This window comes from Neorhizobium sp. BT27B (assembly GCF_050455485.1).
Classification (GTDB): Bacteria; Pseudomonadota; Alphaproteobacteria; order Rhizobiales; family Rhizobiaceae; genus Neorhizobium.
In genome coordinates this window covers 423,864-450,713 of sequence record NZ_JBCIYT010000004.1, presented here as the reverse complement: position 1 = coordinate 450,713, position 26,850 = coordinate 423,864, and the positions used below count along the sequence as shown (strand labels likewise).

Genomic DNA, 26,850 nt, shown 5'->3' with positions numbered 1-26,850 from the left:
GATACCCCCCGATCAATTCACCGGCGTCAGCAGCGGCTTGCCTGCAAAAAACGCATCGAGATTGTCCACCGCAAGCTGCGCCATCCGTTCGCGTGTTTCTTCCGTACCGCTGGCATGGTGCGGATAAAGCACGACATTGTCGAGGCCAGCAAAACGTGGGTCGGGGTTCGGTTCGTTGAGATAGACATCAAGACCGGCAGAGGCGATGCGGCCCTCCTGTAGCGCCTTGATCAAGGCCGGCTCATCCACCACCGTACCACGCGCGATGTTGACGAAACTGCCGGAAGGTCCGAGCGCATCAAGAACCTCGGCCGAAATCAGACCCTCCGTCGAAGCACCGCCCGGCGTTGCCGCGATCAGAACATCCGCCCATTCGGCCAGTTTTACCGGATCGTCGAAATAGGCGTAGTCATTGCCGGTTTTTGGGCTGCGGGTGTGGTACCCAATTGTCAGCCCCACCGCCTCGCAACGTTTGGCGATGGCGAGACCGATCTGCCCCAGCCCGACAATGCCGGCCTTCTTGCCATATGTGGAGCTTGTGAGCGGCATCATGCCCTTTTTGCCCCACTCGCCCGAACGGACATAGGCATCCCCTTGCGGCAGACGCCGGCGGGCAGACAGCATCAAAAGCAGCGCCATGTCGGCGACATCGTCGAGCAGCACTTCCGATGTGTTGGTGAGCGTGATGCCGCGACGCGTCATCGCGTCGAGATCCATCTGGTCGTAACCGGCCGACGAGCAGGAGGCGAGCTTCAACGCCGGCAATTTCGCCAGAAAAGCTTCATCGACCGTGACATGGCCATTCACCACCATCGCCGTGCAGACAGGTCCGGCCTTTGCAAAAACCGCCTCACGCTCTTCTCCCTTGGCGAGGTCCAGACGGTGCAGCGTGTAACGCTCCGCCAGCATGTCCATCTGTTGGCTGCGGAGGGGGTAGGCGACAAGAACATCGGGTTTCATGCGGGAACTAATCCTTCATTGCGAATACGAGCACTGCGACGGGCGGCCTGAACCTCGGGGTCGGGATCGAGGCTCGCAGCCAGCAGCGCCTGTGTATAGGGATGGCGCGGCGCGTCGAAAATCTGCCGGACGGTGCCTTCCTCGACGATCTCGCCCGCCTTCATGACGATGACGCGATCGGCGAAGTCACGAACCACCGGCAGGTCGTGCGCGATGAAAAGATAGGACAGGCCGAACTCCCGGCGCAAGCCATCCAGCAGTGCAATCACCTGCGTCTGAATGGAAACATCGAGCGCCGAGACAGCTTCGTCGCAGACGATCAGTTTCGGTTCCATGGCAAGCGCGCGGGCAATGGCGATACGCTGGCGCTGGCCGCCGGAAAACTGATGCGGATAACGCTCCGCCATATCCGGTTTCAGCCCCACCTTGACCAGCAGGTCGGCCACCCGCTCCTTCCACTTTGCCTTGGGCAAAATGTCGGGGTGAATAACCCAGGCCTCGGAAATCAGCCGGAACACGCTCATGCGCGGATTGAGCGATTGCGTCGGGTCCTGAAACACCATCTGCAGATCACGGCGCAGCCCAAAGATCTCCCTGGGCGACATCGCCAGAAGATCGTTGCCGCGATAAAAAACCTGCCCCTCCTGCGGATCGTCAAGCCGTACGATGGCGCGTGCCAGCGTCGATTTTCCCGAGCCGCTTTCGCCGACCACGGCGACAGTTTCGCCGGGCATGATGGAAAAGTTGACGCCCTTCAGCGCGTGAAAAGCCCCATAAGTCTTTTTCAGCCCTACCGCCTTCAGAAGCGGTTCGCCCTGCCGTTCGCGCTCGGCCGGAATATCGCCCTTGCCGGGGGCGGCATCGATCAGCTTCTTCGTGTAGGGGTGCTGCGGATTGCGATAAACCTCGGCGGCATTGCCGGTCTCAACGATATGGCCGGAATTCATCACCACCACCCGGTCGGCGATTTCGGCAACGACGCCGAGATCGTGGGTGATGAGCAGAAGACCCATGCCTGTCTCGCGCTGCAGCTCTTCCAGCAGCGCCAGAACCTGTGCCTGCACGGTCACATCGAGTGCCGTCGTCGGTTCGTCGGCAATCAGAATGTCCGGCTTGCAGGCAATCGCCATGGCGATCATCAGGCGCTGCCGCTGGCCGCCGGAAAACTGAAACGGATATTTTTTCATCGCAGCTTCCGGCTCGGGAATGCCGACGCGTTTCAGAAGCTCCAGCGCCCGCGCGGCAGCATCGGCACCGGGTTTGCCATGCGCCGTCATCATCTCGGCAATCTGCCAGCCGACCGGATAGACCGGGTTGAGATGGGCGAGCGGATCCTGAAAGATCATGGCGATTTTTGCGCCATTGATCGCCCGCCTCTCCTCCGCTGTCATCTTCAGCATGTCGCGACCGTTGAAGAGAATGGTGCCGCTGGTGATCTTGCCGGGCGGCATGTCGATCAGGTTCATGATCGCCGAAGCCGACACGGATTTGCCGGATCCGCTTTCACCGAGAATGGCCAGTGTTTCGCCGCGATCCAGATACCAGCTGACATCCTGCACGGCCTTCACCGTGCCGGCCAGCGTGTGGAATTCGACCGAAAGGTCACGGACTTCCAACAGATGTTCAGTCGTGTGGTGTTCATGCATTTTTGCGACCTCCCATTTCAAGGCGCCAGCGTTGCGTCGGGTCGAGCGCGATGCGCAGCCAGTTGGACAGAAGATTGAGCGAGAGCGTGGTGAGAATGATCGCCAGACCCGGCCAGAAGGACAGCCACCAGGCATTGGCGAGATAAGGCCTGCCCTGCGCCACCATCAGACCCCAGGTGATTTCCGGCGCCTGAATGCCGATACCGAGGAAGGATAGCGAGGATTCCGCCAGCATGACGAAGGCGAAATCCAACGTGGCGATGGTGACCAAAGTCGGAAAGATCACCGGCAGGATATGACAGAAAACGATGCGCCAGTGTGACGCCCCCATCACCTTGGCGGCCTGCACGAACATGCGCTCGCGCACTTCCAGCACTTCCGCCCGCGCGGTGCGCAGATAGATCGGGATGCGGGTGATGGCCAGAACCAGCACGATATTGGCGACCGACGGTTCCAGCATGTAGAGCACGATCACCGCCAGAAGCAGCGACGGGAACGACATGATGACGTCGCCGAGACGCATGATCCACTGCGCGGCCGATGCCCGGCTGTAACCGGCGACAAGGCCAAGCGCCGTGCCGACCACCGAGGATGCCAGCACGGCTGCGGCCGCCACCAGCATGGTGTTTTGGGCGGCAACGACCACGCGGGCCAACAATGGCCGCCCGAGCGCGTCGGCACCGAGAACGTAAAGCCAGCCGCGGGTGATATCGAACGGTGGCGCGTTGCGACCGCGCAGGTTCTGTTTGGTCGCGATCGCATCCATCAGAAGCGGGCCGAACAGCGCACAGAGCAGGACGATCAGCAGGAACAGAGCGGCGAAAAAGGCGAACTTGTCGGCCCACAGCATGGCAAACCAGCGAGCAAACGGCCCGTTCGATTTTTTCGGCGCGGCGAGGATTTGGGTGTCTGTCATCGTCGTCATCGCTCAATACCGGATACGCGGATCGAGCAGTGCGTAAGCAAGGTCGATCAACAGGTTCATGATAAAAATCGCCAGTGCCGAGACCATGATGACGGCCAGCACGACGGCGAAATCGCGAAGAAGAATGGAATCGATCATCAGCTTGCCGATGCCGGGAAAACCGAAGACGGTTTCGACGACAACGGCACCGTTGAGGATGGCGGCGGCCTGATCACCGATGACGGTGATCACCGGCAGCATGGCATTGCGCAGGCCATGAACAAAAATGATCGAGCGGGACTGCACGCCCTTGGCGCGTGCAGTCTTCACATAGGCTGAGGAGAGCACGCTGATCATCGAACCGCGCACCACCTGCAAAATCAGGCCGAACGGGCGGATGAACAGCACGCCGACCGGTAGCACCCAGTGCCAGACACTGCCGGTGCCGGACGTCGGCAGCACATGCAGATTGACCGCAAAAATGACGATGGCGACGATCGCCACCCAGAAATCGGGGGCAGCCGCGCCGATCAGCGAAAAGAAGGTGGCGATGCGATCGAACACGCCGCCGACGCGGAATGCGGCGAGCGACCCGATGACTATGGCGGCGATGGTGACCAGCACCATGGTGATGACCGCCAGCCATAACGTCCACGTAAAGGCTTCCAGCACCACATCCATGGCGGGGCGGGCCTGCCGCAGCGAATTGCCGAACTTGCCCTGCACCAGATCCATCACGTAACGGCCGAACTGCACGATCAGGGGATCGTTGAACCCGTGCATCTGCCGGAACTGGTCACGCATCTCCTGCGTGGCGTCGATGGGCAGGTAAAGGTTGGTCGGGTCCCCCGTAAGTCGCGACAGGAAAAAAACGATAACGACGAGCACGACGAGGGATACACCACTGGCGATCGCTCGTTTGCCGATGAAACTCTTCATGCCACTCCTCCCGGGTGATTGCATGCGGGTTTTGACACCCCGTTTCTGTTTTCGCCGGCCAGCGGATCGGCCCGCCACCCTCCAGTGACAAACAGAACCGCGACAAGCCGGCGAAGGCTTAACTAAAATATTAGTGCATCTAGAATTTTTGTGAACTGTTTTTTCTGAAAATCGTCAGATGTCGTCGACAGGCGGCTTTTTGCGCCGCGCCGCACCGCCTGTGGCAATGACGGTTGCCCCGATGATCACGGCAGCACCGATCCATGTCTGGATCGCCGGAATTTCGGCAAAGACCAGAAATGCCATCAGCGCCACGATCGGCAGGCGCAGAAAATCGAGCGGTGCCAGAATGCTGGCATTTGCCATGGAGAATGCGCGGGTGATGATCGCCATATTGAAGGCGCCGAGCACGCCCTGCAAAGCCAGCAGGCCCAGTTGCGTCCATGTCGGCATGGACCAGACCGGCAACATGATGATCAGGCCGAGCGGCACCATGGTGATCAGGTTCCAGGCGACCAGACGGTCGGTCGTGTCACGTACCGCCATGCGGCGCAGCAGCAACTGGCTGGACGCCGTCAGCACTGCACCGGCGAGCGCAAACAGTAGCCACGGATCAAACCCCTGATCACCACTTGGACGGATGATGATCATGACGCCGATGAAGCCGGCGACAACGCCGGCAATGCTGCCGCCGCCAACCTTCTCGCCAAGGATGAGCCATGCGCCAAGCACCAGAAAGATGGGCATGGTAAAATTGATGGCTGTGGCATCCGCCAGCGGAGCATGCGCAAAGGCCACGAACAGACAGACCAGTGCCAGCAATTTCAGCCCGGCGCGTACGGCATGCAGGCTGCGGAAGGGAGAAGCCGACAGATTGACGCCCTTGATGATCCACGGCGTGACGGCAATCAGGCCGAAAAACGAACGGAAAAAACCGATCATCAACGGATGCACTTCGCCCGCGAGAAAACGGACGATGACGGCGTCCAGACTGTTCAGAAAAGCCGCTACAACCATGATGGCGACGGCAAGACCCGTGCGGTTGGCAATCATGCGCCAAAAACCCGGCAGGCATCATTCGCATCGACAAGGCATCGGGACCGGATGGTAAATGCAGACTGGGCAGGCATGTTCGTCTCCGAATCGCTTTGCAGAGGGCACGCGAGGAAGAAACGAAAAAGAAGACGCACACAAGCGCCGGCTCGGACTCCCCGTAGCGCGACTGCCGCCTGACTATGGCAAATGCCAAAACCAGCGTCCAGACTGAAATACAAGAATATCAGCTGAGAGGTCAGCGTGAGTTGCCCGGACGCCAGGGTGCGCGTCCGGGCCACAGTCTCGATCAGAGAAGATCGAAACGGTCGGCGTTCATCACCTTGTTCCAGGCGGACACGAAGTCGCGGACGAACTTTTCCTTCACATCGGACTGGCCGTAGACTTCGGCGATGGCGCGCAACTGCGAGTGCGAACCGAAGATCAGGTCGACGCGGGTGCCGGTCCATTTCAGCTCGTGGCTCGTCCGGTCGCGACCTTCATAGATGCCGCGGGCACCCGCCAGCGGGCTCCAGACCGTGCCCATGTCGAGCAGGTTGACGAAGAAGTCGTTCGTCAACGCCTCAGGCCGGTTGGTGAACACGCCATGTTTCGGCTGACCGACGGTGAGCACGCGCAGGCCACCGACGAGGACGGACATTTCCGGCGCCGTCAGGGTCAGCAGTTGTGCGCGATCGACCAGCGCTTCCTCGGCCTTCATGAACTGGATGCGGCTGTCGTTCACATAGTTGCGGAAACCGTCGACGCGCGGTTCGAGCGCTGCGAAGGATTCGACATCCGTCTGGGTGTCGGAAGCATCGGTGCGACCCGGCGTGAACGGCACGGCGACATCATGGCCGCCGGCCTTGGCCGCCTTTTCAACACCGGCCGCACCGGCCAGCACGATCAGGTCGGCCAGCGAGACCTTCTTGCCGCCGCTCTGGGCCGCATTGAACGCCTGCTGGATGCCTTCGAGCACGCCCAGAACCTTTGCGAGCTGGGCCGGCTGGTTGGCCTCCCAATCCTTCTGCGGGGCAAGACGGATGCGTGCACCATTGGCGCCGCCGCGCTTGTCGGAACCACGGAAGCTGGAGGCCGACGCCCATGCGGTGGACACCAGTTCCTGCACGGACAGGCCGGTGGCCAGCACCTTCTCCTTGAGCGATGCGATATCCACTTCATCAACCAGCGGATGATCGACGGCGGGCACGACATCCTGCCAGATCAGATCTTCAGCCGGCACTTCCGGGCCGAGATAACGCGCTTTCGGGCCCATGTCGCGATGGGTCAGCTTGAACCATGCACGGGCAAAGGCGTCTGCAAATTCCGCCGGGTTTTCGAGGAAACGACGCGAGATCTTTTCATAGATCGGGTCGAAACGCAGGGCCAGATCCGATGTCAGCATGGTCGGGAGTTGCTTCTTGGCCGGGTCGAATGCATCCGGGATCGAAGCATCGGCGTTCTTGGCAACCCACTGATGCGCGCCGGCCGGGCTTTTGGTCAGTTCCCATTCGAAACCGAAGAGGTTTTCGAAGAAATAATTGCTCCACTGCGTCGGCGTCTGGGTCCAGGTGACTTCGAGACCACTGCCGATCGCATCGCGACCGACACCGCTGTTGAACTTGCTCGACCAGCCAAGGCCCTGCGCTTCCAGTTCGCCACCTTCCGGGTCGATACCGACAAAGGATGCGTCGCCGGCACCGTGGGTCTTGCCGAATGTGTGGCCACCGGCGACCAGCGCGACGGTTTCCTCGTCATTCATCGCCATGCGGGCAAAGGTGCTGCGGATGTCGCGGGCAGACGCGAGCGGATCAGGGGTGCCGTTCGGGCCTTCCGGATTGACGTAGATGAGGCCCAGTTGCACGGCACCGAGCGGTTCGGCCAGTTCGCGTTCGCCGCTATACCGTTCGTCACCCAGCCATGTGCCTTCCGGGCCCCAGTAAAGCTCTTCCGGCTCCCACACATCGGCGCGGCCACCGGCGAAACCAAAGGTCTTGAAACCCATGGATTCCAGCGCGACATTGCCGGTGAGGATCATCAGGTCGGCCCAGGAAATGCTGTTGCCGTATTTCTGCTTGATCGGCCAGAGAAGACGGCGGGCCTTATCGAGATTGACATTGTCCGGCCAGCTGTTGAGCGGCGCAAAACGCTGCTGGCCCATGCCGGCGCCGCCGCGGCCATCGGTGATGCGATAGGTGCCCGCAGAGTGCCATGCCATGCGGATGAACAGGCCACCGTAATGGCCAAAATCGGCCGGCCACCAGTCCTGGCTGTCGGTCATCAGCGCGTGAAGATCCTGCTTCAGCGCATCGAGATCGAGCTTATTGAATGCTTCCGCGTAATCAAAGGTCTCGCCCAGCGGATCAGCCAGTGAGGAATGGGTGTGGAGGATCTGCACGTTCAGCTGGTTCGGCCACCAGTCGCGGTTCGTCCTTCCACGCTGCGTAGCGCCATGGGCGCCATGTGCGACGGGACACTGGCCTGTGGTCTCTGTTTTCGTATCCATGACGTTCTCCTTGGTTGCTCGAACATGCACTTTTGGGGAAATGTCGACCTGCCTGCTGTTTCCTCCTCGCCGCACTCGGCAGAATGAAAGACCGGGCTAATGCAGCTATGTATGGCCGACTTCGCAGGTGGCAATCTCTTCCCGACAACGTTCTTAGCGCACGCTGTCGATAGACTTAATTCGTTTTTACAGATCACTTCGATAGGATTTTATGATCGTCAAGGACTGACGTCAGCGGACCCCTGACTTGCCGGCACCTTGAGGGCGGGCCCGCGTCCATGCACTCACGATTGATGGCCCCAACGCCGCGCTACATTCGGTCACTGACTGCAGTTCGCAATGAGAAGCCGGCCATGTGGCAGTCCCGCTCCGATCTGGCGAGCCACGTCACTGCAGCGCGCAGAGTGAGCGTGGTTACCGGTTTCGATGATCGGTTCGCCAAGTCTCAGCCTATCCCAAAAAGCCGCACTGAGAGAGCGAAAGCCAAGGCATAAAGAGAATTGACATCAATCAAACATGAATCAGATTCACGTCTGGATGCAATTTTACCATTTTTCATTCAGCTTTATTGGCACTACCGCTAGAGGCGAGGAGTTCTGGAGGACGTCAAATTGATAACATTCGTTCGCGAGATTAAATCGATTACATTGCGCAAAATTGCGACGTGTTCATCGTTTTTGAACGTCGAAAAGAATGCATCAACGGCTCCCTTCCTGATTTCGACGCAATATGTCGACGGCGAACTCCTTGCAGCAGACTTCAGTAATGCAGGAGGTTACATCCATGAACGCCCCAATTCTCGGGCATAACAGGCCGCTGATAAAGAAGGCCTACGAAATCCGGCGTACAGCCCTTCAGATGGGCAAGGTTCAGGGCCAGGGCTACATTGCTCAGGCGCTTGATATCGCGGACGTTCTTTCCGTCGCCTATTTCCATGCCATGCAATACCGTCCGGCCGAGCCGGAATGGGAGGAGCGCGATCGCTTCTACCTGTCGATCGGTCATTACGCGATCGGCCTCTATGCCGCGCTGATCGAGGCAGGCATTATTCCCCGCGAGGAACTTGAAAGCTACGGCACCGACGACAGCCGACTGCCGATGTCCGGCATGGCCGCCTATACGCCCGGCATGGAAATCACCGGCGGCTCCCTTGGGCATGGCCTTCCGATCGCAATCGGCGGCTGCCTTGGCCTGAAAGTCAAAAAATCGAAGTCCTTCATCTATAATCTGCTGTCGGACGGCGAACTCGGTGAAGGTTCCACCTGGGAAGCGGCGATGTCTGCGGCTCACTGGAAACTCGACAACCTGATCGCCATCGTCGACATCAACAATCAGCAGGCCGACGGCCCGTCTTCACAGGTCCTGGCAAGCGAACCGGTGGACAAGAAGTTCGAAGCGTTCGGCTGGTTTGCGCAGCGCGTGGACGGCAACGATATCGATGCCCTTGTGAAGGCCTTCGATGCGGCACGCAATCACGAGCATGCCGTTCCTCGCGTCATCATCTGCGACACGCTGATGGGCAAGGGCGTTCCCTTCCTCGAAGCCCGCGACAAGAACCATTTCATCCGGGTTGATGCCAATGAATGGGACCAGGCAATTGCGGTCCTCGATGCGGAGTTTGCATCATGACACACAAGAAAAAATTCGCAGCTTTCGATCCTTCCAAACCGCGCCTGACCACATCCGCGATGATCGCCTCGATCGCCGGCGAGAACCAGCCGACGAAGCCGGCACCGTTCGGTAACGCATTGGTCGAACTTGCAAAGGATCGTCCTGAAATCGTCGGCATGACGGCCGATCTCGCCAAGTACACGGATCTTCACATCTTCGCCAAGGCTTATCCCGAGCGGTTTTACCAGATGGGCATGGCTGAACAGCTGCTGATGGCTTCGGCTGCCGGCATGGCGCGCGAAGGCTTCATTCCGATCGCAACCACCTATGCCGTCTTTGCGGCACGACGCGCCTATGATTTCATCTGCATGGCAATCGCCGAGGAAAACCTGCCGGTCAAGATCGTCTGCGCCCTTCCCGGCCTGACCACCGGTTATGGTCCAAGCCATCAGGCGACCGAAGACCTTGCAATCTTCCGCGGCATGCCGAACCTGACGATCATCGATCCGTGCGATGCTTTGGAAATAGAGCAGGCGGTACCCGCGATGATCGATCATCCGGGTCCGGTCTATATGCGCCTGCTGCGCGGAAACGTGCCGCTGGTACTGGACGAGTATGGATACAAGTTCGAGCTGGGCAAGGCGAAGATGCTGCGCGACGGAAACGACGTGCTGTTCATCTCCACAGGCCTGATGACCATGCGCACGCTTGAAGCGGCAAAGGAACTGGCGAAGGACAAGGTCGATGTCGCCGTGCTGCACGTTCCGACGATCAAACCGCTCGACGTCGATGCGATCGTCAAGGCATCATCAAAGAGCGGCCGCCTGGTGGTCGTGGCGGAGAACCACTCCGTCAATGGCGGCCTTGGTGAAGCCGTCGCCGCATCGCTGATGCGCTCGGGTGTTTTCCCCACCTTCCGCCATATCGGCCTGCCCGACGAATTCCTCGACGCCGGCGCCCTGCCGACACTTCACGATCGTTACGGAATTTCAACCAGTGCGATCTGCGAAAGCGTTAAAGGCTGGCTGCAGAAGTAAATCATTCTCCGGCCTTTTTGCATTCCTGTGGCCGGCTGACACTCGCGCGACGTTGAGCGCGCGAGTGCCGAATAAAAAAGACCAGGCGGTGCGGCCTCCGGGAGGAATGGCCGATCAAAATCGCGCGTGAAAAACTGAATCTTTCACATATGAGAGTACTTGGGATGGAAACACAAAGACAACGCCCGACCCACTATCGGTGGTTCGTGATGGCGCTTATTTTTCTCCTTTTTATGGTCGCTCAGGCGGACAGGGCAAACATCGGTTTTGCCATTCCGTTCATGCAAAAGGAGTTTGAACTCAGCAACACCGAGACAGGGGTCATTATCAGCCTGTTTTTTGCCGGTTACGGCCTTTTCCAGATTCCAGCGGGCTTCATCGTCAAGAAGACCGGCATCCGCACCGCATACATGCTGGGCATGATCTTCACCTCCGCATTTACCTTTCTGATGGGACGTGTGGATAGCGCGCTTCACCTCAAGATGCTGCGTGTCCTTGTCGGCGTCAGCGAAGCTCCGGTCGTCATCAGCTCGACAGCGACCATCAACAACTGGTTCCCCAGCAAGGAAAAGGGCACTGCCACCGGGATTTTCCTGGCAGGCTCGAAATTCGGCCCCTTCCTGGTTCCGCCGATCTGCGCCTGGATCCTGCTCAACTACGACTGGCGCCATATCTTCCTGTTCTTCTCGATTCCCGGCGTCATTCTCGGTATTCTGTGGTTCATCCTCGTCCGCAATACACCGGCGGAAAGCCGTTTCGTAAACGAAGCCGAGCTTCGCCACATCAATGAAGAAAAGACGGATGCGGCCCAGACCGATGCCGGCTCGCCTGACGAAAAGGAAGCGAAAGCCTTCAAATTCGGCCTTATCGACAAGATCATCCGTACGTCGCATCTTGCTCCGCTGAAGACGTCGCGAGACATTTTTACCAGTTGGGACATTTACGGCGCGGCAATCGGCTACATGTGCATGGTTGGTATCGTCGATGGCGTATTGATGTCGTGGCTGCCGAAATATCTGCTTGAAGCGCACCAGTTCAATATCGTCAATTCGGCCATTCTCGCGTCTGCCCCGTTTGCCGGAAACGTGCTGGGCAATCTCGTCGGCGGCTGGATCTCCGACAATATCTTCGCTAGGCGGCGCAAACCGTTGATGCTGGTCAGCGCGTTCTGCACCATCTTCATGATGGCGATCATGATGAATGCCCCCCATGACAAGGTCATGCTCACCCTTGTTCTGTTCATGGTCGGTTTCCTGCTGTCGCTGGGTTATTCCGCCTACTCGGTTTATGCCATGGGGCGTGTGGAAAAAGCCTCCTATCCGGTTGCCTACTCGGTCATCAACATGGGTGGCCAGATCGGAGCCGTGATCATGCCTCTGGTGGTCGGCATCCTTCTGGACAGCTACGATTGGTCAGCCGTTTTCATGGCACTGAGCATAGCCGCCGTGGTTTGCCTACTCGTCGTGCTGACGATCCGCGAGCCCGTGCCGCAAACCACATGACGCAGCGAAAGCGAATGGGTTCACTGGCGGCCGGACAGCGACTCTCAGCGATACCGCCGGGCTAAGGAAGCCTATACAATGAGTGCCAGGGGTCGCGCCAACGGCCCCTGGTTATTTGACGGGTGCGACAACATACGTTTTCACACGTACCGTAATTTCACGACATTACTCCATAACATCAATTACTTAGATTACCTCTCCACACTGTCGATACGTGAATTGTCAGGTGGCAACTTTGGCCGACCTGATCGGCGGTCATCGCAAACGCATGAGGTCGACAGGACGGCCGTTGATGATTGCTTCCATGGAAAAAAAGCCGGTGACAGTCGCAAGATCGAAATCGGTGATGAGTTTCTGATAGAAGGCATCATAACCGGACATGCCCTTGGTCACGACCTTGATGAGATAGTCCCAGTCACCGCCGATACGATAGAAATCGATCACTTCCGGCAGACGCTCCACATGGGCGCGAAAACCTTCGCTCCAGTCCTTGGAATGGTGGCGCGTGCGGATCATCACAAAGACGGTCAGGTCGAAACCCAGCGCCTTGAGATCGATCGTGTTATGCGCTTCGCGGATCAGCCCGAGCGACTGCAGGCGCTGAAGCCGCCGCCAGCAGGCATTCTGGGAAAGTCCGATCTTGTCGGCCAGTTCGCGCTGGGAGAGACTCGCGTCCTTCTGAATGAAGTTGAGGATCTTCATATCAAAGTCATCGATCTTGACGTTACTATCGTTCATTTGACACAAGATTCCAAAAAAATAACTAGAAATAAGCGCGTTTTCTCACCCTGAACCGAGATAGGATTGCTGTCAAATACCGCAAGCGGGGAAAACGACCTTGGACGCCACCGGCAAAGTGACAGCATCGATCGAAACGCCACTGGCAAAGTTCCGGAAAAGCCTCGGCCATGGCGATGTCATCGCGTCCCTGAATGACGGACTTGTCGGCTCCACCGCCACAATAAACGGTCCTTATGGTGAGAAGGCGCTTGTCTATGCGGACTATGTCGCCTCCGGCCGCGCCCTGCATCAGGTTGAGCGTTTCGTTCTGGAAGAGGTCCTTCCCTACTACGCCAACAGCCACACGGAAGCGTCCTATTGCGGTGGGTTCATGACCCGGCTGCGCCGCGAAGCCCGTGCGACAATCGCAAAATCTTGCGGAGCAACCGAGCAGCATGCCGTGATTTTCACCGGCTCCGGCGCGACCTCCGGCATCAACCGTCTCGTGGCGCTGTTCGGTGTTACTGAAGCGGTTGCGGCAGGCCAGTCGGTGCGCATCATCCTCGGGCCTTACGAACATCACTCCAACATTCTGCCCTGGCGGGAAAGCGGCGCCGAAATCATCGAAATTCCCGAGCAGTCCGATGGCGGCCCTGATCTTGCCCTGCTCGAAGCGGCACTTCACGATGGAGCGCCGAAGCTGACCATCTGCGCCATGTCGGCGGCCTCCAATATCACCGGCATCATCAGCGATGTCGCTGCAATCACCACCATGGTGAAGGCGGCCGGCGCGAGGATGATCTGGGATTATGCGGGCGGCGGCCCCTACCTGCCGATTGCCATGTGTCCGGCAGCCGGCGCGCAGATCGACGCTATCGTCGTCTCGCCACACAAGTTCATCGGCGGCCCCGGTGCGTCCGGCGTGCTGATCCTGCGCCGAGACGCGCTGGCAACCCGGAAACCGTCCTGGCCTGGTGGAGGCACCGTCAAGTTCGTGTCTCCGACGGCGCATGATTACAGCGACAATGTCGAATCCCGCGAAGAGGCCGGCACCCCCAATGTTGTCGGCGATATCCGGGCAGCACTCGCCTTCATCGTCAAGGATGCCATCGGCGCGGAAAAGATGGAGGCCCGCAATCGCGAACTGACCGAACGCGCATTCAGCCGCTGGAAGCAAATTCCGCAACTGGAGCTTCTCGGGCTTCAGGACGCCGACCGCCTGCCGATCTTTTCGTTCCGTGTCCGTGATGGCAAAGGCGGATATGTCCATCAGCAATTGATCACACGCATGCTGAGCGACCGTTTTGGCATACAGGCACGCGGCGGCTGCGCCTGTGCCGGCCCTTATGTGCACCGCCTGCTGTCAATCACCCCTGAGCAATCGGAGGCGATAAGACAGGCGATCCTTTCCGGCGACGAGATCAGCAAACCGGGTTTTGTCCGCCTGAATTTCAGCGTGTTGCTGCCCGACGAAAAAGTTCGGTTCATTCTCGATTGCGTGGCGCAGATCGCAAGCGACGCGACGACATTCGAGGCCGATTATGATGTCGACGCAAGCCGGGCAATCTTCGCGCCCCGCCCGAAGGCGCCGGCAACCAGAATTCTCGCAGACGCGTGAGCCTACGGAGGCTGGATGCCTATGCCTCCAGCCTTTTTGCCAGAAAATCGATAAACGCCCTTATGCGCACCGCGAGGTGCTCGTGGCCGGCATAAACGGCGTGGATCTCCTCGATATCCTCGGGATTGTAGTCTTCCAGAAGAACGGTCAACCGGCCGGCTTCGATATCCGGCTCGACATGAAATCGGCCGACACGGCCGATGCCAAGCCCATCCAGACAAAGTTGCCGGATGATGGAACCGCTGGAGCCTTTGAGGTTGCCGGAGACGGGAAGGACATCAACCTTGCCGCTGTGCGGATCACGAAAAGGCCAGCCCTCGACTGCGCGGCGAAAATTGAAGTTGATGCAGTTGTGACGCGCAAGATCGGCAGGCGTGTCCGGCTGCCCGTGGTCGCGGACATATTGCGGCGAAGCGATCACCACTTGCCGGCTCTGGCCGAGTTTTCGCGCCATCAGCGACGAATCCCGCAATGCCCCATGCCGGATGGCGATGTCGACGCGTTCGCGGATGAGATCGACCGTGTCGTCGGTGAGCGTGAGATCGAGCTGCACCTCCGGAAACAGCCTCTGGAAGTCGCGTATCATCGGCAGAATGTAACTTTCACCAAAGCCGACCGATGCATTGACCGATAGTGGCCCGCGCGGCCGCATGCGGCCACCGCCCGCCACCACTGCTTCCGTATCAGCAATCTCGGCAAGGATACGCGACGCGCGGGCAAGATAGGTCTCGCCCTCCGGCGTCAGTTGCAGCATGCGGGTGGAGCGCACCACGAGCCGTGTGCCGAGCCTGTCCTCCAGCCGCGTCACAAGCTTGCTGACCGCAGACGGCGACAGTTTCAGTCTTCGCCCGGCCGCCGAAAAGCTTTTCAGCTCGGCCGCCAGCACAAAAACTTCCATTTCTCCGGCGCGGTTATCCAAATGATCACCTGTGATTTCAATTCACAAATGATTATCCGCCTATCCAGCTACACAGGCAAGTGTTCGGCAACGATATTGCGATGCATCAAAAGCACTCCTCCCAAGGAACTGAACAATGCCTCTCGCTCTCTATGCCCTGACCGCCGGTGCCTTCGGCATCGGCGTCACGGAATTCGTCATCATGGGATTGCTGATCGATGTCAGCAAGGATCTCGGCGTCACCATCTCTGCCGCCGGCCTGCTGATCTCCGGTTATGCGCTCGGCGTCGTCATCGGTGCGCCGATCCTTGGCGCCATTTCCGGAAAATGGTCACGCAAGACCCTGCTGATGGCCCTGATGGTGGTCTTCACCATCGGCAATCTCGCCTGTGCGCTTGCCCCCGATTACTGGACGCTGATGGCTGCCCGCGTGCTGACAGCCTTTGCCCACGCCTCCTTCTTCGGTGTCGGCTCGGTTGTCGCAACCGGTCTCGTCGCGCCGAACAAGAAGGCATCGGCCATCGCCATCATGTTTACCGGCCTCACCGTCGCCAACATTCTCGGCGTGCCGTTCGGCACATGGCTGGGTCAGGCCTATGGCTGGCGCTCGACCTTCTGGGCCGTCACTCTGATCGGAATTCTCGCCCTTGCCGTCATCGCCCTGCTGGTGCCAAAGGACAAGACATCCGATGGACAGGAAGAAACCTCGCAAGGTCTGCTGGCCGTGCTCGGTCGTCGTGGCGTCATCCTTGGCCTGCTGACCACCGTTCTCTCCTGGGTGGGCGTTTTCGCCGGCTTCACCTATATCGCGCCGATCCTAACGCAGATCACCGGGTTTTCCGAAAGTGCCGTTTCTCCGATCCTGCTGGTCTTCGGTGGCGGTCTGGTTGTCGGCAATCTGTTCGGCGGCTGGCTGGCAGACAGGCACCTCGTCCCGACCATCGTCGGCAGCCTCGTCGCCTTGGCAGCAATTCTGCTAGCGATGACCGCCGCCATCCATCAGCCCATTCTCGCGGTGATCGGCATCGGCCTGTTCGGCGCCGCAGCCTTTGCCACCGTCGCACCGCTGCAGATGTGGGTTCTGAAACAGGCTGAAGGTGCGGGTCAGGGTCTGGCATCGTCCTTTAACATCGCGGCCTTTAACCTCGGCAACGCCATCGGTGCATGGCTCGGCGGTGCCGTCATCGACCATGGGCCGGGCCTTGGAGCCGTGACCTTCGTGGCCGGCCTCGTGCCAATCGGCGCACTGGCCGTCGCTTTCATCGCCATCCGTTTGGACCGGCAGCAGGCTCCCCAAACCGCACTTGCCCACCCGGCCGAATAAACCGCTTTCGTCACGCAGAAGGATCATCATCATGGAATATCGCAGCCTTGGAAAATCCGGCCTGAAAGTGCCGGTCCTCTCCTTCGGTGCCGGCACGTTCGGCGGCTCCGGCCCGCTGTTCAGCGCCTGGGGTACGACCGATGTCGCGGAGGCGCGCCGCCTTGTCGACATCTGCCTGGAGGCCGGTGTCAATCTGTTCGACACCGCCGACGTATATTCCAACGGCGCTTCGGAAGAGGTGCTGGGACAGGCGATCAAGGGCCGCCGCGACGAAGTGCTGATCTCCACCAAGGCCAGCCTGCCCTCAGGTGATGGTCCGAACGACTGGGGTTCGTCACGCACCCGGCTGATCACCGCCGTCGACAAGGCGCTGAAACGTCTGGGCACCGACCATATCGATATCTTCCAACTGCACGCCTTCGATGCCTCGACACCGGTGGAGGAAGTGGTGTCCACGCTCGACAGGCTCGTGGACGCAGGCAAGCTGCGCTATATCGGCGTTTCCAATTTCTCCGGCTGGCAGATCATGAAATCGCTGGCGGCGGCGGAAAAACATGGATGGACGCGGTATGTCGCCAATCAGGTCTATTATTCGCTGATCGGTCGCGATTACGAATGGGACCTGATGCCGCTTGCACAGGATCAGGGGCTTGGTGCACTGGTATGGAGCCCGCTGGGCTGGGGCCGACTGACCGGCAAGATCAGCCGTTCGAAACCGATCCCGGCCGGCAGCCGCCTGCACGAGACGGCAAGTTTTGGCCCGCCGGTGGATGACGAACATCTTTACCGGGTTGTCGATGCGCTCGAAGACATCGCGGCCGAGACGGAAAAATCCGTTCCGCAGGTGGCACTCAACTGGCTGATTTCCCGACCTACGGTCTCCTCCGTCATCATCGGCGCCCGTAACGAGGAACAGTTGAGGCAAAACCTTGGCGCAGTCGGCTGGGCACTGACGGCGGAACAGATCGCAAAACTCGACGCGGCCAGCGCCGTCACACCGCCCTACCCGCATTTCCCCTATCACCGGCAGGAAGGTTTTGCCCGGCTCGATCCGCCGATTGCCGGCTGAGCCAGGTTCCCCCGTTCCGACGGTTGATCCGACTTTCAGAAACCCCATGTAACGGGGGTCACATTCCCGCCCGGCTTTCCGCCGGGCTTCCTTTCCAAAGGAGTTATCCATGCACAGTGTCAGCGCAAATGGCGCCAACATCCCCGCTCTCGGTTTCGGCACGTTCCGCATGCCCGACGCCGATGTCCACCGCATCCTGCCGCAGGCGTTGAAACTCGGCTTCCGCCATGTCGATACCGCGCAGATCTACAAGAATGAGCAGGCTGTCGGCGACGTTCTGGCAAAGTCCGGCATTCCGCGCGCCGATATCTTTCTCACCACAAAAGTCTGGGTCGACCGCGTCGGCCACGATGCTTTCATCACCTCGGTGGATGAAAGCCTGCAGAAACTGAAGACCGATCACGTCGACCTTCTCTTGCTGCACTGGCCGCAGAGCGAAATGCCGCTCGCCGACCGCATCGGCGCGTTGAACGAGCTTCGCAAGGCCGGCAAGGTCAAGAATATCGGCGTATCGAATTTTTCGACCACGCTGATGGCCGAGGCCGTCAAACTGTCGGATGCGCCGATCGTCAACAACCAGGTCGAATATCACCCCTATCTCGACCAGACAAAAGTTCTCGCAGAAGCGGCCAGGACGGGCATGTCAGTCACCGCCTATTACCTGATGGCCGATGGCGCCGTGCCGAAGGATGAGGTGCTGAAGGATATCGGCGCCAAACACGGCAAGAGCGCCGCACAGGTGGTTCTGCGCTGGGCCGTGCAGCAGAAGGATGTGATCGCGCTTTCCAAGACCGCCACCGAAAGCCGTCTGCCGGAAAATTTCGAGATTTTCGATTTCGTCCTGTCGGAAGAGGAGATGGCGGCGGTGCACAAGCTGGCGCGTGCCGATGGCCGTATCGTCAGCCCCGGCCATCTGGCGCCCGACTGGGACAAGTGACGCTTCGATCTTGATGTCTGATACGAACGGGATGGGTGAAGAATCACCCGTCCCGTTTTGCATTTGGGAAGGGAATGACCCATTTTCCGGCCAAACTTGCCCGCTCGCTTTCTTTCATCTCTCAGCCCTCCGTTGCCTCGTCCAACCATCGCCATAGTTTTATCCTCGGCTGGGACAGGAGGAGTTTTCATGCGTTTGACCAAATTGCTTTTACCCGCGCTTACAGTAGCCGTTGCATCTGCTCTGCCGGCCCATGCGCAGCAGCGGCAACGTGCCGAGCCGCAGCTTAAGGATTGCCCGAAAGCGATGCCCGCAGGTACCGAGTGTTTTGCCGGACAGGACATGCGCGGCGCCTATTACTGGATTGCAAAACCCAAAAACTGGAACGGCACGCTGGTTGTGCACGCGCATGGCGGCCCACGCACCGCCAAGCCGAAACCCGACGATCCGGTGGAGGATCTCGAGCGTTTTGCCGTCACCGTTCAGGAAGGGTATGCCTGGGCCGGCTCCAATTACCGGCGCCAGGGCTATGGCGTGCGCATGGCGGCAGCCGATACGGACAATGTCAGGCGTATCGCCATAAAGCTTCTCGGCAAGCCAAAAAATGTCCTGCTGCACGGGCAGTCATGGGGTGGCAACGTGGCGGCGAAGACCGCCGAGCTTTACGCCCTCGACTGGCGCGGCCGCAAAAACTACGACGGTATCGTGCTGACCAGCGGACTTTTGGCCGGCGGCAGTCGCGGATATGATTTCCGCGCCGACCTGCGTGCCGTCTACCAGTATTATTGCAAGAACCATCCGCGCGCCGATGAAACACAATATCCGGTCTGGCAGGGTCTGCCGAAGGGTGTTTCGATGAAGCGCGACGAGCTGGAAAAACGGGTCGACGAATGCACCGGCGTTTCGCTGGCTGCGGACAAGCGCACGCCGGAACAGGCGAAAAACCTGAAGAACATCCTCGCCGTCACGCATGTGCCGGAAAAATCGCTGGTGGCGCATCTTGCCTGGGCGACCGGTCTGTTTTCGGACATCGTCTGGCGGCGGCTGGACGGCAGGAACCCGTTCGACAATTCCAGGGTCGAATACAAGGGATCGGATGACGACGCGGCGCTGAACAAGGGCGTCGAGCGTTTTACCGCCGACCCTGAAGCCCGCCGGGCGATGGCCTATGACGCCGACCTCACCGGCCAGATCGTTGCGCCAACCATCACACTGCATGCCAAGGACGACCCGACCGTGTTCGTGAACCACGAGGCGATCTACCGCCAGACGGTGGAACGGGCCGGCAATGGCGACCTTCTGCAGCAGAATTTCTCCGACGAGGCGGAGCATTCAAAACTGTCGACACCGCAATATGCGGCGCTGTTTTCCGCCATGCTGACATGGATCGATGACGGCAAGAAACCGACAAAACAGTCGATTGCAGCGCTCTGCGAGGGAAAGCGCAAGACCTATGACGAGCCCTGCCGGCTGTTGCCGGATTTCGAGCCGACGGTGGAATGACAGGAAAGAACACTCTTCCGCTCTCCGGTTAGCCGGCAGAGCGGAAGGGTTTTGATCGGGATCCTTACAGCCAGCCCTTGCGCTTGAAGTAGAGGAACGGCAGCGCCATCGACACGATCATCAGCACCAGTGCCATGTGATATCCATAGTGCCACTGCAGCTCGGGCTGAAACGCGAAGTTCATGCCATAGACGGATGCCACCAGCGTCGGCGGCAGAAAGACCACGGAGGCGACCGAGAAGATCTTGATGATCTGGTTCTGCTCGAGATTGATCAGCCCCAGCGTTGCATCGAGCAGGAAATTGATCTTTCCCGACAGGAAGGCGGAGTGGTCACCCAGCGACGTGGCATCCCGCTGCAAGAGCTTGAGGCGCTGGCGCAGTTCCTTTGACAGCTTTCTGTCCACACCATCGAGCGCCGCATAATAGGCGACGGCACGCGAGACGCTGACAAGGCTTTCCCGCACGACGGTGATGAACTCGCCCTTCAGGCCGATCTCGCGCATCAGTTCCTGCAGGTCGCGGGTCTTCTTGTCGGCCTTGCCGGTCTTGGTCTCGAACACGTCGCGGGAAATCTGGTCGATATCGTTGCCGAGCCGTTCCAGCGTATCGGCCATACGGTCGATGATGGCCTCCACCAGACCGGTCATCACCAGTTCGCCATAACCACAATGAACACCACCACCGCCACCGCGGCGGGCACGCGCCATGAAGGCATCGAACGGACGCGGCTCGGCATGGCGCACGGTGACGAGAGCCTGCCCCTTGATGATGAAGGTGGCCGGAACCTTTCGCGGTGCGCCGGCATCGGGCCGCGTCAGCACGGTCATGGTCATGAACTCGGCGCCGTTCTCCTGATAAAGGCGGGCGGAAAGCTCGATATCTTCCATCTCGTCGGCAGTCGGCACGGCGATGCCGAGCAGATCGCCGACGAGGCGCTCTTCCTCGGCAGTCGGCGAGACCAGATCGTACCAGACGGCATTGGCAAGGAGGTCGGCAGCCGGCAGTTCCACCGGATCGGTGGCAACGGTGACGAGACGATCAAGGTCGTGGGCATGGATGCGCAGCATGGCAGCTCCTATCGGGGACCATCGGTTCCCCGGGAGCCATGATCCGGACAGGATCAGGGAACCAGAGAAACGGGTCGGTATGGTGACGTCGAACTTCGACTGTCGGGGTTCATCTCGGTTGTCCTTTGAAAGAACGGCGTCCGGTCGGGCGCCGTCATGCCGCTGCCATGCGCCCGATTGGCCGCGAAGTCAACGGCTTTTGTGCGTTTGCGCTAATGTTGCGAGGCGATTGAAACCGGCATGGATTTGCGCCATTCAAGGCCTGGGCAGGGAGACGCAGTTTGAACGTTCGCAAGGGCACGCCGCCCGTCATTTCCGAAGCGCAGATCATGACCAAAGCCGCCGTCATTGCAGCGGATCGGCTCGGTCTGGACACTGCCACATTCGCAACCACGATCGGCGTCAGCGAAACACGCATCGTTGAAATGACGCGGCTGGAGGACCTGTTGCGCAAGGGCACACCGCCCTTCGAGCGTGCACTTCTGCTGATCCGGCTTTTCCGTACACTGAAACATGCCGGAGACGAGATCACGGCACGCAAATGGCTTCATGAGCAGAACGACGCGATGGGATGTCGACCGATCGAGATGGTCACCGAGCCTGACAATCTCGGGAAGCTGATCCGGCATCTCGAGGATGAAGCGATGGCAAGGGAACCCGGTTGCATGGACGGCGTTCAATAACAAGTGAAGCCTTTTGCCGCCTGCCGATGACAACCGTGTCGTCAGCAAGCCGCATATGGAGGAGAAACGCCATGAGCAAGGACGACCGCGCCCGCGAGGCCATCGAAGAGACCGAACGTAAGCCGGCCAAGGCACCGGAAAGCGACACTCCGCCGGCAGGTCCGCATGCCAAGGCCCACCTGACCGACAAGAGCAAGACACCCGGCACCGGCTCTCTGCCCGACAACGATGACGACAGCACCACTCCGGGTTCCGGCTGAGCGCCGCAAATAGAAGCCTTCCGGCAAACAGTTTTGAAGAGGACAGGATGAAGAAACCACAGGAAACCAGAGAGGCTACCCAGCCGCTCAAAGCCAAAACCGCAGCGCCCCGCAAACGAAGCCCAGTTCTGAAAAAGGCGCCTGCATCCAACCCTCTGGATGAAATCCGCGCTCTGCGTCAGGAGGTTGCCGAACTCAAGCGGCGGCTGGAGGCGCAGCATGCGCCGACAACCACGCCGGCAGTGTCTTCACGAGACAATCTTCAACCATGGCTGCAGATCGCCGCAACCGTTGGTGTGACATTCGCACTCGGCAAGATCATGCAGGCCCTGAGACTTCCGGCCGCAGCAGCCGTCGCTGTGCCGATGATCACTGCCGAACTGAACCGAAAATTCTTCTGACGATCGGGATAGCCGTTCGACAAAGTCCTGATCAGGCGAGCGCCGTCGCCTGCCTTGTACCTGCCGGAAATGTTATGGCCTGCCCCGTAAGCGAAGATTGCTGGGCGGCCAGCCCCATCATCACCGCCCACCGACCATCATCCAGAGACACGTCCACCGGCCCCGCCCCCTGCGCCGCCCGCATGAAACGCTGGTGCTGGTAAAAGGTGGAGCCGTTATGATCGCCGGCATCGAGAAGCGCCGGATCGACCACAATGTCGATCGCGCGTGGCCCCTGCGGCTCGCGCGGTGACACGATCACCTTGGCGACCGGCGGGTTACCGAGATGCTCCGGCCAGAAACGGCCCGGCCCCGGCACCTTGCATTCGATCTTGCCGAGCGGGCCGACGGCGGAAATCTCCTCCTGATAGCGCGATCCTTCGGCGAACATGCACAGTTCCAGCATGGCGCGGGCACCTGAGGCAAAATCGACGATCGCGTAGCCATGGTCCCAGATATCCGGCTGCAAACCGTCATATCGCTCATCGGCATGGTTCACCGCCTGCCCGCCGGACGCCATGATGCGCACCGGATCGGATTTCAGGATCAGCCGCATCAGATCGAAAAAATGGCAGCATTTTTCGACCATCGTGCCGCCGGTCCGGTCATTGAAACGGTTCCAGTCGCCCACCTTCTTCAGGAAGGGAAAACGGTGCTCGCGGATGGTCAGCATGCGGATGCCGCCGGTCGCGGCTTCAGCCTCGGCAATCAGTCTCGCCACCGGCGGCATGTAGCGATATTCCATCGCCACCCAGATCGGCGCCGGATATTTTTCACGCAAGGTCTCGATACGGGCAATGTCGCTGGCGCCTGTAAACAGCGGTTTTTCGACAAGAACCGGCAGCGGCCGGATCGCCGCGATTTCCTCCAGTTGACCGAGATGAAAATGGTTGGGGCTGGCGATCAGCAGGCAATCCATCGCCTCGACAGCCAGAAGCTCCGCCACCGACCCGACCAAACGCGCATTCGGAGAAAGCTCGGCCGCGCGCGCCCTCATCGCCGCATCCGGCTCGAAAATCGCCACCACTTCGGCATCCGGCAGCAGCGCCAGATTGCGCAAATGTTCCTGCCCCATCATGCCGCAGCCGATCACGCCGTAATGCACTGCCATATCTCCTCCGTCCCTATTTCAGCCGCGACACGTACCGGGCGACCGAATGGTCGATCCATGTGCGCGAAACCTCCGCCCGTTTTCCATCCTGCGCTTCGCTGATGCGAAACACCTGCACCGCCGGCTCTCCCGTCCGGCGGCCAAAATTTTCCGGTGCCCAATCCGGCACCGTATCAAGACCGATCCTATCCTCTGCCCGCGCGATCCACAGACCGAGCCGCGTGCGGTAATAGAGGTAAAGCGATTCAGACAGGTCCGCCGGCGCGATCACGTCGACATAACTGCCATCGAGCCAGATTTCCTCCAGCGCCGCCACCTTGCCGGACAGTTTGCGGATGCGACGGATGCGGTGCGCCTCTTTCGACGCACCGAAATCCGGAAGGTCGGCCGGTTTGGGCAGACGTTGCACATCCAAAATGTCCGCCGTCGGCAGACCTCCGCCTTCCAGCAGTTCCAGCCGGAACATCGCGTAGACACTTTGCGGATCACTAATGGCGCGCACGTAATTGCCCGACCCCTGCATCCGCTCCAGCATGCCGCGCGACTGCAGTTCCGAAAGCGCCTTGCGCAAGGTGCCGGTGGCAATGCCGAGCTTTTCCGACATTTCCCGTTCCGGCGGCAGCTTTTCGCCGTCGATAAGCCGGCCGCTGGCGATGTCGCGGATCAGAAGCTCGGTAATCTGCAGATAGATCGGCAGGCTGCCGGATGTCTGCTGCATGCCCCCTCCGATGCGTGCACAGTCAAATTGATACACTATTGATTTACATCAATCGCAATGTTACGCAACAGGCAATCGTCTCGGGGAGGAGAATTCCGATGACCGTAGTGCCCGTTCGATCCGCCGATCTCGATGCTTCGGAAATCTCGTGGTTTTCCGCGCTGTGTTCGGACGATTACGCCTTTCTCGGCGTGCCGGACGGCGCTTTGCGCTCCAGCTTCGAACATTGCTCGCAAATCGTGAAAAAGGCCGAGACGCTGGGTTTTCGCAACATCCTCTGCCCCTCCTCCTATCAGGTCGGGCAGGACACGCTGAGTTTCGTGGCCGCCTGCGCGCCGATCACCGAGCGCATCAATATGTTGGCCGCCATCCGTTGCGGCGAGATGCAGCCGATCATGCTGGCCCGCACCGTGGCGACACTCGACCACATGCTGAAGGGCCGCCTGACGCTCAACGTCATCAGTTCGGATTTTCCGGGCGAAGTGGCTGACAGCGCCTATCGTTATCGCCGCAGCCATGAAGTTGTTGAGATCCTGCGACAGGCCTGGACGCGCGAGACGATCGACCACGATGGTGAAATCTACCAGTTCAAGGGCATTTCCACCGAACCCGCCCGCCCCTACCAGCAGAATGGCGGGCCGCTTCTCTATTTCGGCGGATACTCGCCGGATGCACAGGAGCTCTGCGGAGCGCAATGCGACGTCTACCTGATGTGGCCGGAGCCGAAGGAACAACTGGCAGAACGCATGCGCGCCGTGCATGCCCGCGCGCAGGCGCATGGCCGCGTGCTGGATTACGGCCTGCGAGTGCACATGATCGTGCGCGATACCGAACAGGAAGCACGCGAATATGCCGAACACCTCGTTTCCAAACTCGATGACGAATACGGCAAACTGATCCGCGAACGGGCGCATGACAGCATCTCGCTCGGCGTATCGCATCAGGCGCGCGCCCGCGAACTGGCCGACCAGTTCGGTTATGTCGAACGCCACCTTTGGACGGGCATCGGCCGTGCCCGTTCAGGCTGCGGCGCCGCCATCGTCGGCTCCACGGATCAGGTGCTTTCCGAAATCGAGACCTACCGAAAGATGGGCATCCGCGCCTTCATCTTTTCCGGTTACCCGCATCTGGACGAGGCCGAGCATTTTGGCAGAAAAGTTCTGCCGCAGCTGAAAACCTGCTCGCTTCCACACGAATATGGTCGTGTGCCGAAAGAGACGCCCGCCACACCGCTAGGCACGGGCGAACGCCGATAGGATTTACGCACCGCTTCCCGGATGGGTGAACAGGCGCAGGCCGTTGTCATCGAAAACGTGCAGGACCGGTTTCGACAGATCGAAATGTACCGTATCGCCCGCATTCAACTTCTGCTGGCCCGGCAGCACCGCCAGCACTTTTTCGCCACCGAGATCGCCATGCACGACGGTTTCCGAGCCGAGCGCCTCCACCAGATAGATTTTCACGGCCGGATGCTGCGGGTCATCGCTGACCACCAGATGCTGCGGCCGCACGCCCACCGTCACCTTTTCGCCGACATGAAGTTTTGCCTTCCCGATCTGCAAGTCGGCGCGATACCCGCGGGAAAATGAGAGCGTGGCTGCACCGGCAGAGACCGCAAGCACATCGGCTCCAAGGAAATTCATATGCGGCGCGCCGATGAAACCGGCGACAAACCGGTTGGCCGGCTCGTTATAAAGCTCCAGCGGCGTACCGACCTGCTCGATCTTGCCGGCTCGCATGACGACGATACGATGCGCAAGCGTCATCGCCTCGACCTGATCGTGGGTCACATAGATCATGGTCGAGCCCAGCCGCGCATGCAGTGCCGCCAGTTCCGCACGGGTCGAAACACGCAATTCGGCATCGAGGTTGGACAACGGCTCGTCCAGCAAAAATGCCGTCGGACGCCGAACGATGGCGCGGCCGATGGCGACACGTTGCCTCTGGCCGCCGGAAAGCTGGCCGGGACGTCGGTCCATATAGGCCTCGATCTCCAGCATGCGCGCCGCTTCGTTGATGCGCTCAGTAATCTCGGCCTTCGGCATGTTGGAGTTTTCCAGCCCGAAAGCGAGGTTTTGACGCACGCTCATATGCGGGTAGAGCGCATAGGACTGGAACACCATGGCAAGCCCGCGATCGGCAGCCGTTACCTCGTTGACGCGCTTGCCGTCGATGGCGATTTCGCCACCGGAGACCTTTTCCAGCCCGGCAATGGTGCGCAGAAGCGTCGACTTTCCGCAGCCGGACGGGCCAACGAAAACGACGAACTCGCCATCCTTGATATGCAGGTCGATATCTTTCAGGACCGCGAGTGCGCCAAAGGATTTCTTGACGTCGGTGAGTTTGATTTCGCCCATCGGATA

General features: G+C 59.8%; 24 protein-coding genes. 12 read left to right on the top strand and 12 right to left on the bottom strand.

What is annotated here, in order from left to right:
• Nucleotides 1-12 precede the first annotated feature (12 nt).
• The 6 genes from AAIH70_RS13835 to katG form a co-directional block, all read right to left on the bottom strand.
• Nucleotides 13-960: a 2-hydroxyacid dehydrogenase gene (locus AAIH70_RS13835; RefSeq protein ID WP_132274733.1), complete on the bottom strand. Its 948-nt coding sequence runs from the start codon at nt 958-960 to the stop codon at nt 13-15.
• Nucleotides 957-2,606: an ABC transporter ATP-binding protein gene (locus AAIH70_RS13830; protein WP_132274735.1), complete on the bottom strand. Its 1,650-nt coding sequence runs from the start codon at nt 2,604-2,606 to the stop codon at nt 957-959. Before AAIH70_RS13830 ends, AAIH70_RS13835 begins: the two co-directional genes overlap by 4 nt.
• The gene (locus AAIH70_RS13825; protein WP_132274738.1) at nt 2,599-3,522 is read right to left on the bottom strand and encodes an ABC transporter permease; all 924 of its coding nucleotides are present in this window, start codon (nt 3,520-3,522) and stop codon (nt 2,599-2,601) included. The genes AAIH70_RS13830 and AAIH70_RS13825 overlap by 8 nt, the downstream gene beginning before the upstream one ends.
• Before the next feature lie 12 nt (nt 3,523-3,534).
• Entirely contained in the window at nt 3,535-4,449 is a 915-nt protein-coding gene (locus AAIH70_RS13820) for an ABC transporter permease (protein WP_132274740.1), read from the bottom strand.
• A 174-nt stretch (nt 4,450-4,623) separates the two neighbouring features.
• Nucleotides 4,624-5,502 carry a DMT family transporter gene (locus AAIH70_RS13815; protein WP_132274743.1) on the bottom strand — a complete coding sequence of 293 codons (879 nt, stop codon included), beginning with the start codon at nt 5,500-5,502 and terminating at the stop codon, nt 4,624-4,626.
• A 289-nt stretch (nt 5,503-5,791) separates the two neighbouring features.
• Nucleotides 5,792-7,987 carry a catalase/peroxidase HPI gene (katG, locus tag AAIH70_RS13810; protein ID WP_430034380.1) on the bottom strand — a complete coding sequence of 732 codons (2,196 nt, stop codon included), beginning with the start codon at nt 7,985-7,987 and terminating at the stop codon, nt 5,792-5,794.
• A gap of 783 nt (nt 7,988-8,770) precedes the next feature.
• On the opposite strand from katG, the gene AAIH70_RS13805 reads away from it, so the two are divergent.
• The 3 genes from AAIH70_RS13805 (at nt 8,771) to AAIH70_RS13795 (ending at nt 12,137) form a co-directional block, all read left to right on the top strand.
• Nucleotides 8,771-9,616: a transketolase gene (locus AAIH70_RS13805; RefSeq protein ID WP_132274748.1), complete on the top strand. Its 846-nt coding sequence runs from the start codon at nt 8,771-8,773 to the stop codon at nt 9,614-9,616.
• Entirely contained in the window at nt 9,613-10,635 is a 1,023-nt protein-coding gene (locus AAIH70_RS13800) for a transketolase family protein (protein ID WP_132274751.1), read from the top strand. Before AAIH70_RS13805 ends, AAIH70_RS13800 begins: the two co-directional genes overlap by 4 nt.
• A 209-nt stretch (nt 10,636-10,844) precedes the next feature.
• Nucleotides 10,845-12,137, top strand: coding sequence for an MFS transporter (locus AAIH70_RS13795; RefSeq protein WP_132274753.1), 1,293 nt, complete (start codon nt 10,845-10,847; stop codon nt 12,135-12,137).
• A gap of 255 nt (nt 12,138-12,392) precedes the next feature.
• Here the strand turns inward: AAIH70_RS13795 and AAIH70_RS13790 are convergent, their stop codons facing one another.
• Nucleotides 12,393-12,875 carry an Lrp/AsnC family transcriptional regulator gene (locus AAIH70_RS13790; RefSeq protein WP_132274756.1) on the bottom strand — a complete coding sequence of 161 codons (483 nt, stop codon included), beginning with the start codon at nt 12,873-12,875 and terminating at the stop codon, nt 12,393-12,395.
• 100 nt (nt 12,876-12,975) lie between these two features.
• On the opposite strand from AAIH70_RS13790, the gene AAIH70_RS13785 reads away from it, so the two are divergent.
• Nucleotides 12,976-14,475 (top strand): aminotransferase class V-fold PLP-dependent enzyme, encoded by a 1,500-nt coding sequence (locus AAIH70_RS13785; protein ID WP_132274759.1) that lies wholly within the window; start codon nt 12,976-12,978, stop codon nt 14,473-14,475.
• A 19-nt stretch (nt 14,476-14,494) separates the two neighbouring features.
• Here AAIH70_RS13785 and AAIH70_RS13780 read toward each other — a convergent pair whose 3' ends face one another.
• Nucleotides 14,495-15,394, bottom strand: coding sequence for a LysR family transcriptional regulator (locus AAIH70_RS13780; protein ID WP_132274763.1), 900 nt, complete (start codon nt 15,392-15,394; stop codon nt 14,495-14,497).
• A gap of 115 nt (nt 15,395-15,509) precedes the next feature.
• On the opposite strand from AAIH70_RS13780, the gene AAIH70_RS13775 reads away from it, so the two are divergent.
• The 4 genes from AAIH70_RS13775 (at nt 15,510) to AAIH70_RS13760 (ending at nt 20,206) form a co-directional block, all read left to right on the top strand.
• A complete protein-coding gene (locus AAIH70_RS13775; protein ID WP_132274766.1) occupies nt 15,510-16,697 on the top strand; it encodes an MFS transporter in 1,188 nt (395 codons plus the stop codon).
• 31 nt (nt 16,698-16,728) lie between these two features.
• Nucleotides 16,729-17,766, top strand: coding sequence for an aldo/keto reductase (locus AAIH70_RS13770; protein ID WP_132274768.1), 1,038 nt, complete (start codon nt 16,729-16,731; stop codon nt 17,764-17,766).
• Nucleotides 17,767-17,875: 109 nt separating this feature from the next.
• Nucleotides 17,876-18,703 (top strand): aldo/keto reductase, encoded by an 828-nt coding sequence (locus AAIH70_RS13765; protein ID WP_132274771.1) that lies wholly within the window; start codon nt 17,876-17,878, stop codon nt 18,701-18,703.
• 189 nt (nt 18,704-18,892) lie between these two features.
• Nucleotides 18,893-20,206, top strand: coding sequence for an alpha/beta hydrolase family protein (locus AAIH70_RS13760; protein ID WP_132274773.1), 1,314 nt, complete (start codon nt 18,893-18,895; stop codon nt 20,204-20,206).
• A 64-nt stretch (nt 20,207-20,270) separates the two neighbouring features.
• On the opposite strand, the gene AAIH70_RS13755 is transcribed toward AAIH70_RS13760, so the two are convergent.
• Complete coding sequence (locus AAIH70_RS13755; protein WP_132274776.1) at nt 20,271-21,275, bottom strand: magnesium transporter CorA family protein; 1,005 nt, start codon at nt 21,273-21,275, stop codon at nt 20,271-20,273.
• 281 nt (nt 21,276-21,556) lie between these two features.
• Here AAIH70_RS13755 and AAIH70_RS13750 point away from each other — a divergent pair, with 281 nt between their 5' ends.
• From AAIH70_RS13750 to AAIH70_RS13740, 3 genes are all read left to right on the top strand, one after another.
• Nucleotides 21,557-21,958, top strand: a complete 402-nt coding sequence (locus AAIH70_RS13750; protein ID WP_207908257.1) for a transcriptional regulator, XRE family protein — start codon at nt 21,557-21,559, stop codon at nt 21,956-21,958.
• 71 nt (nt 21,959-22,029) lie between these two features.
• Entirely contained in the window at nt 22,030-22,218 is a 189-nt protein-coding gene (locus AAIH70_RS13745; protein ID WP_132274779.1) for a hypothetical protein, read from the top strand.
• Nucleotides 22,219-22,265: 47 nt separating this feature from the next.
• Nucleotides 22,266-22,619 carry a hypothetical protein gene (locus AAIH70_RS13740; protein ID WP_132274782.1) on the top strand — a complete coding sequence of 118 codons (354 nt, stop codon included), beginning with the start codon at nt 22,266-22,268 and terminating at the stop codon, nt 22,617-22,619.
• A gap of 31 nt (nt 22,620-22,650) precedes the next feature.
• Here the strand turns inward: AAIH70_RS13740 and AAIH70_RS13735 are convergent, their stop codons facing one another.
• Entirely contained in the window at nt 22,651-23,769 is a 1,119-nt protein-coding gene (locus tag AAIH70_RS13735; RefSeq protein ID WP_132274784.1) for a Gfo/Idh/MocA family protein, read from the bottom strand.
• A 13-nt stretch (nt 23,770-23,782) separates the two neighbouring features.
• Nucleotides 23,783-24,487 carry a GntR family transcriptional regulator gene (locus AAIH70_RS13730; RefSeq protein WP_132274787.1) on the bottom strand — a complete coding sequence of 235 codons (705 nt, stop codon included), beginning with the start codon at nt 24,485-24,487 and terminating at the stop codon, nt 23,783-23,785.
• 98 nt (nt 24,488-24,585) lie between these two features.
• Here AAIH70_RS13730 and AAIH70_RS13725 point away from each other — a divergent pair, with 98 nt between their 5' ends.
• Entirely contained in the window at nt 24,586-25,743 is a 1,158-nt protein-coding gene (locus AAIH70_RS13725) for an LLM class flavin-dependent oxidoreductase (protein ID WP_132274789.1), read from the top strand.
• Nucleotides 25,744-25,746: 3 nt separating this feature from the next.
• On the opposite strand, the gene AAIH70_RS13720 is transcribed toward AAIH70_RS13725, so the two are convergent.
• The gene (locus AAIH70_RS13720) at nt 25,747-26,844 is read right to left on the bottom strand and encodes an ABC transporter ATP-binding protein (RefSeq protein ID WP_132274792.1); all 1,098 of its coding nucleotides are present in this window, start codon (nt 26,842-26,844) and stop codon (nt 25,747-25,749) included.
• Between the last annotated feature and the right edge of the window lie 6 nt (nt 26,845-26,850).

What these genes read in the sequence shown, in the direction of transcription:
- AAIH70_RS13835 (WP_132274733.1), bottom strand. Translation starts at nt 960, where the DNA reads ATGAAACCCGATGTTCTTGTCGCCTACCCCCTCCGCAGCCAACAGATG.
- AAIH70_RS13830 (WP_132274735.1), bottom strand. Translation starts at nt 2,606, where the DNA reads ATGCATGAACACCACACGACTGAACATCTGTTGGAAGTCCGTGACCTT.
- AAIH70_RS13825 (WP_132274738.1), bottom strand. Translation starts at nt 3,522, where the DNA reads ATGACAGACACCCAAATCCTCGCCGCGCCGAAAAAATCGAACGGGCCG.
- AAIH70_RS13820 (WP_132274740.1), bottom strand. Translation starts at nt 4,449, where the DNA reads ATGAAGAGTTTCATCGGCAAACGAGCGATCGCCAGTGGTGTATCCCTC.
- AAIH70_RS13815 (WP_132274743.1), bottom strand. Translation starts at nt 5,502, where the DNA reads ATGATTGCCAACCGCACGGGTCTTGCCGTCGCCATCATGGTTGTAGCG.
- katG (WP_430034380.1), bottom strand. Translation starts at nt 7,987, where the DNA reads ATGGATACGAAAACAGAGACCACAGGCCAGTGTCCCGTCGCACATGGC.
- AAIH70_RS13805 (WP_132274748.1), top strand. Translation starts at nt 8,771, where the DNA reads ATGAACGCCCCAATTCTCGGGCATAACAGGCCGCTGATAAAGAAGGCC.
- AAIH70_RS13800 (WP_132274751.1), top strand. Translation starts at nt 9,613, where the DNA reads ATGACACACAAGAAAAAATTCGCAGCTTTCGATCCTTCCAAACCGCGC.
- AAIH70_RS13795 (WP_132274753.1), top strand. Translation starts at nt 10,845, where the DNA reads ATGGCGCTTATTTTTCTCCTTTTTATGGTCGCTCAGGCGGACAGGGCA.
- AAIH70_RS13790 (WP_132274756.1), bottom strand. Translation starts at nt 12,875, where the DNA reads ATGAACGATAGTAACGTCAAGATCGATGACTTTGATATGAAGATCCTC.
- AAIH70_RS13775 (WP_132274766.1), top strand. Translation starts at nt 15,510, where the DNA reads ATGCCTCTCGCTCTCTATGCCCTGACCGCCGGTGCCTTCGGCATCGGC.
- AAIH70_RS13770 (WP_132274768.1), top strand. Translation starts at nt 16,729, where the DNA reads ATGGAATATCGCAGCCTTGGAAAATCCGGCCTGAAAGTGCCGGTCCTC.
- AAIH70_RS13765 (WP_132274771.1), top strand. Translation starts at nt 17,876, where the DNA reads ATGCACAGTGTCAGCGCAAATGGCGCCAACATCCCCGCTCTCGGTTTC.
- AAIH70_RS13760 (WP_132274773.1), top strand. Translation starts at nt 18,893, where the DNA reads ATGCGTTTGACCAAATTGCTTTTACCCGCGCTTACAGTAGCCGTTGCA.
- AAIH70_RS13755 (WP_132274776.1), bottom strand. Translation starts at nt 21,275, where the DNA reads ATGCTGCGCATCCATGCCCACGACCTTGATCGTCTCGTCACCGTTGCC.
- AAIH70_RS13745 (WP_132274779.1), top strand. Translation starts at nt 22,030, where the DNA reads ATGAGCAAGGACGACCGCGCCCGCGAGGCCATCGAAGAGACCGAACGT.
- AAIH70_RS13740 (WP_132274782.1), top strand. Translation starts at nt 22,266, where the DNA reads ATGAAGAAACCACAGGAAACCAGAGAGGCTACCCAGCCGCTCAAAGCC.
- AAIH70_RS13735 (WP_132274784.1), bottom strand. Translation starts at nt 23,769, where the DNA reads ATGGCAGTGCATTACGGCGTGATCGGCTGCGGCATGATGGGGCAGGAA.
- AAIH70_RS13730 (WP_132274787.1), bottom strand. Translation starts at nt 24,487, where the DNA reads ATGCAGCAGACATCCGGCAGCCTGCCGATCTATCTGCAGATTACCGAG.
- AAIH70_RS13725 (WP_132274789.1), top strand. Translation starts at nt 24,586, where the DNA reads ATGACCGTAGTGCCCGTTCGATCCGCCGATCTCGATGCTTCGGAAATC.
- AAIH70_RS13720 (WP_132274792.1), bottom strand. Translation starts at nt 26,844, where the DNA reads ATGGGCGAAATCAAACTCACCGACGTCAAGAAATCCTTTGGCGCACTC.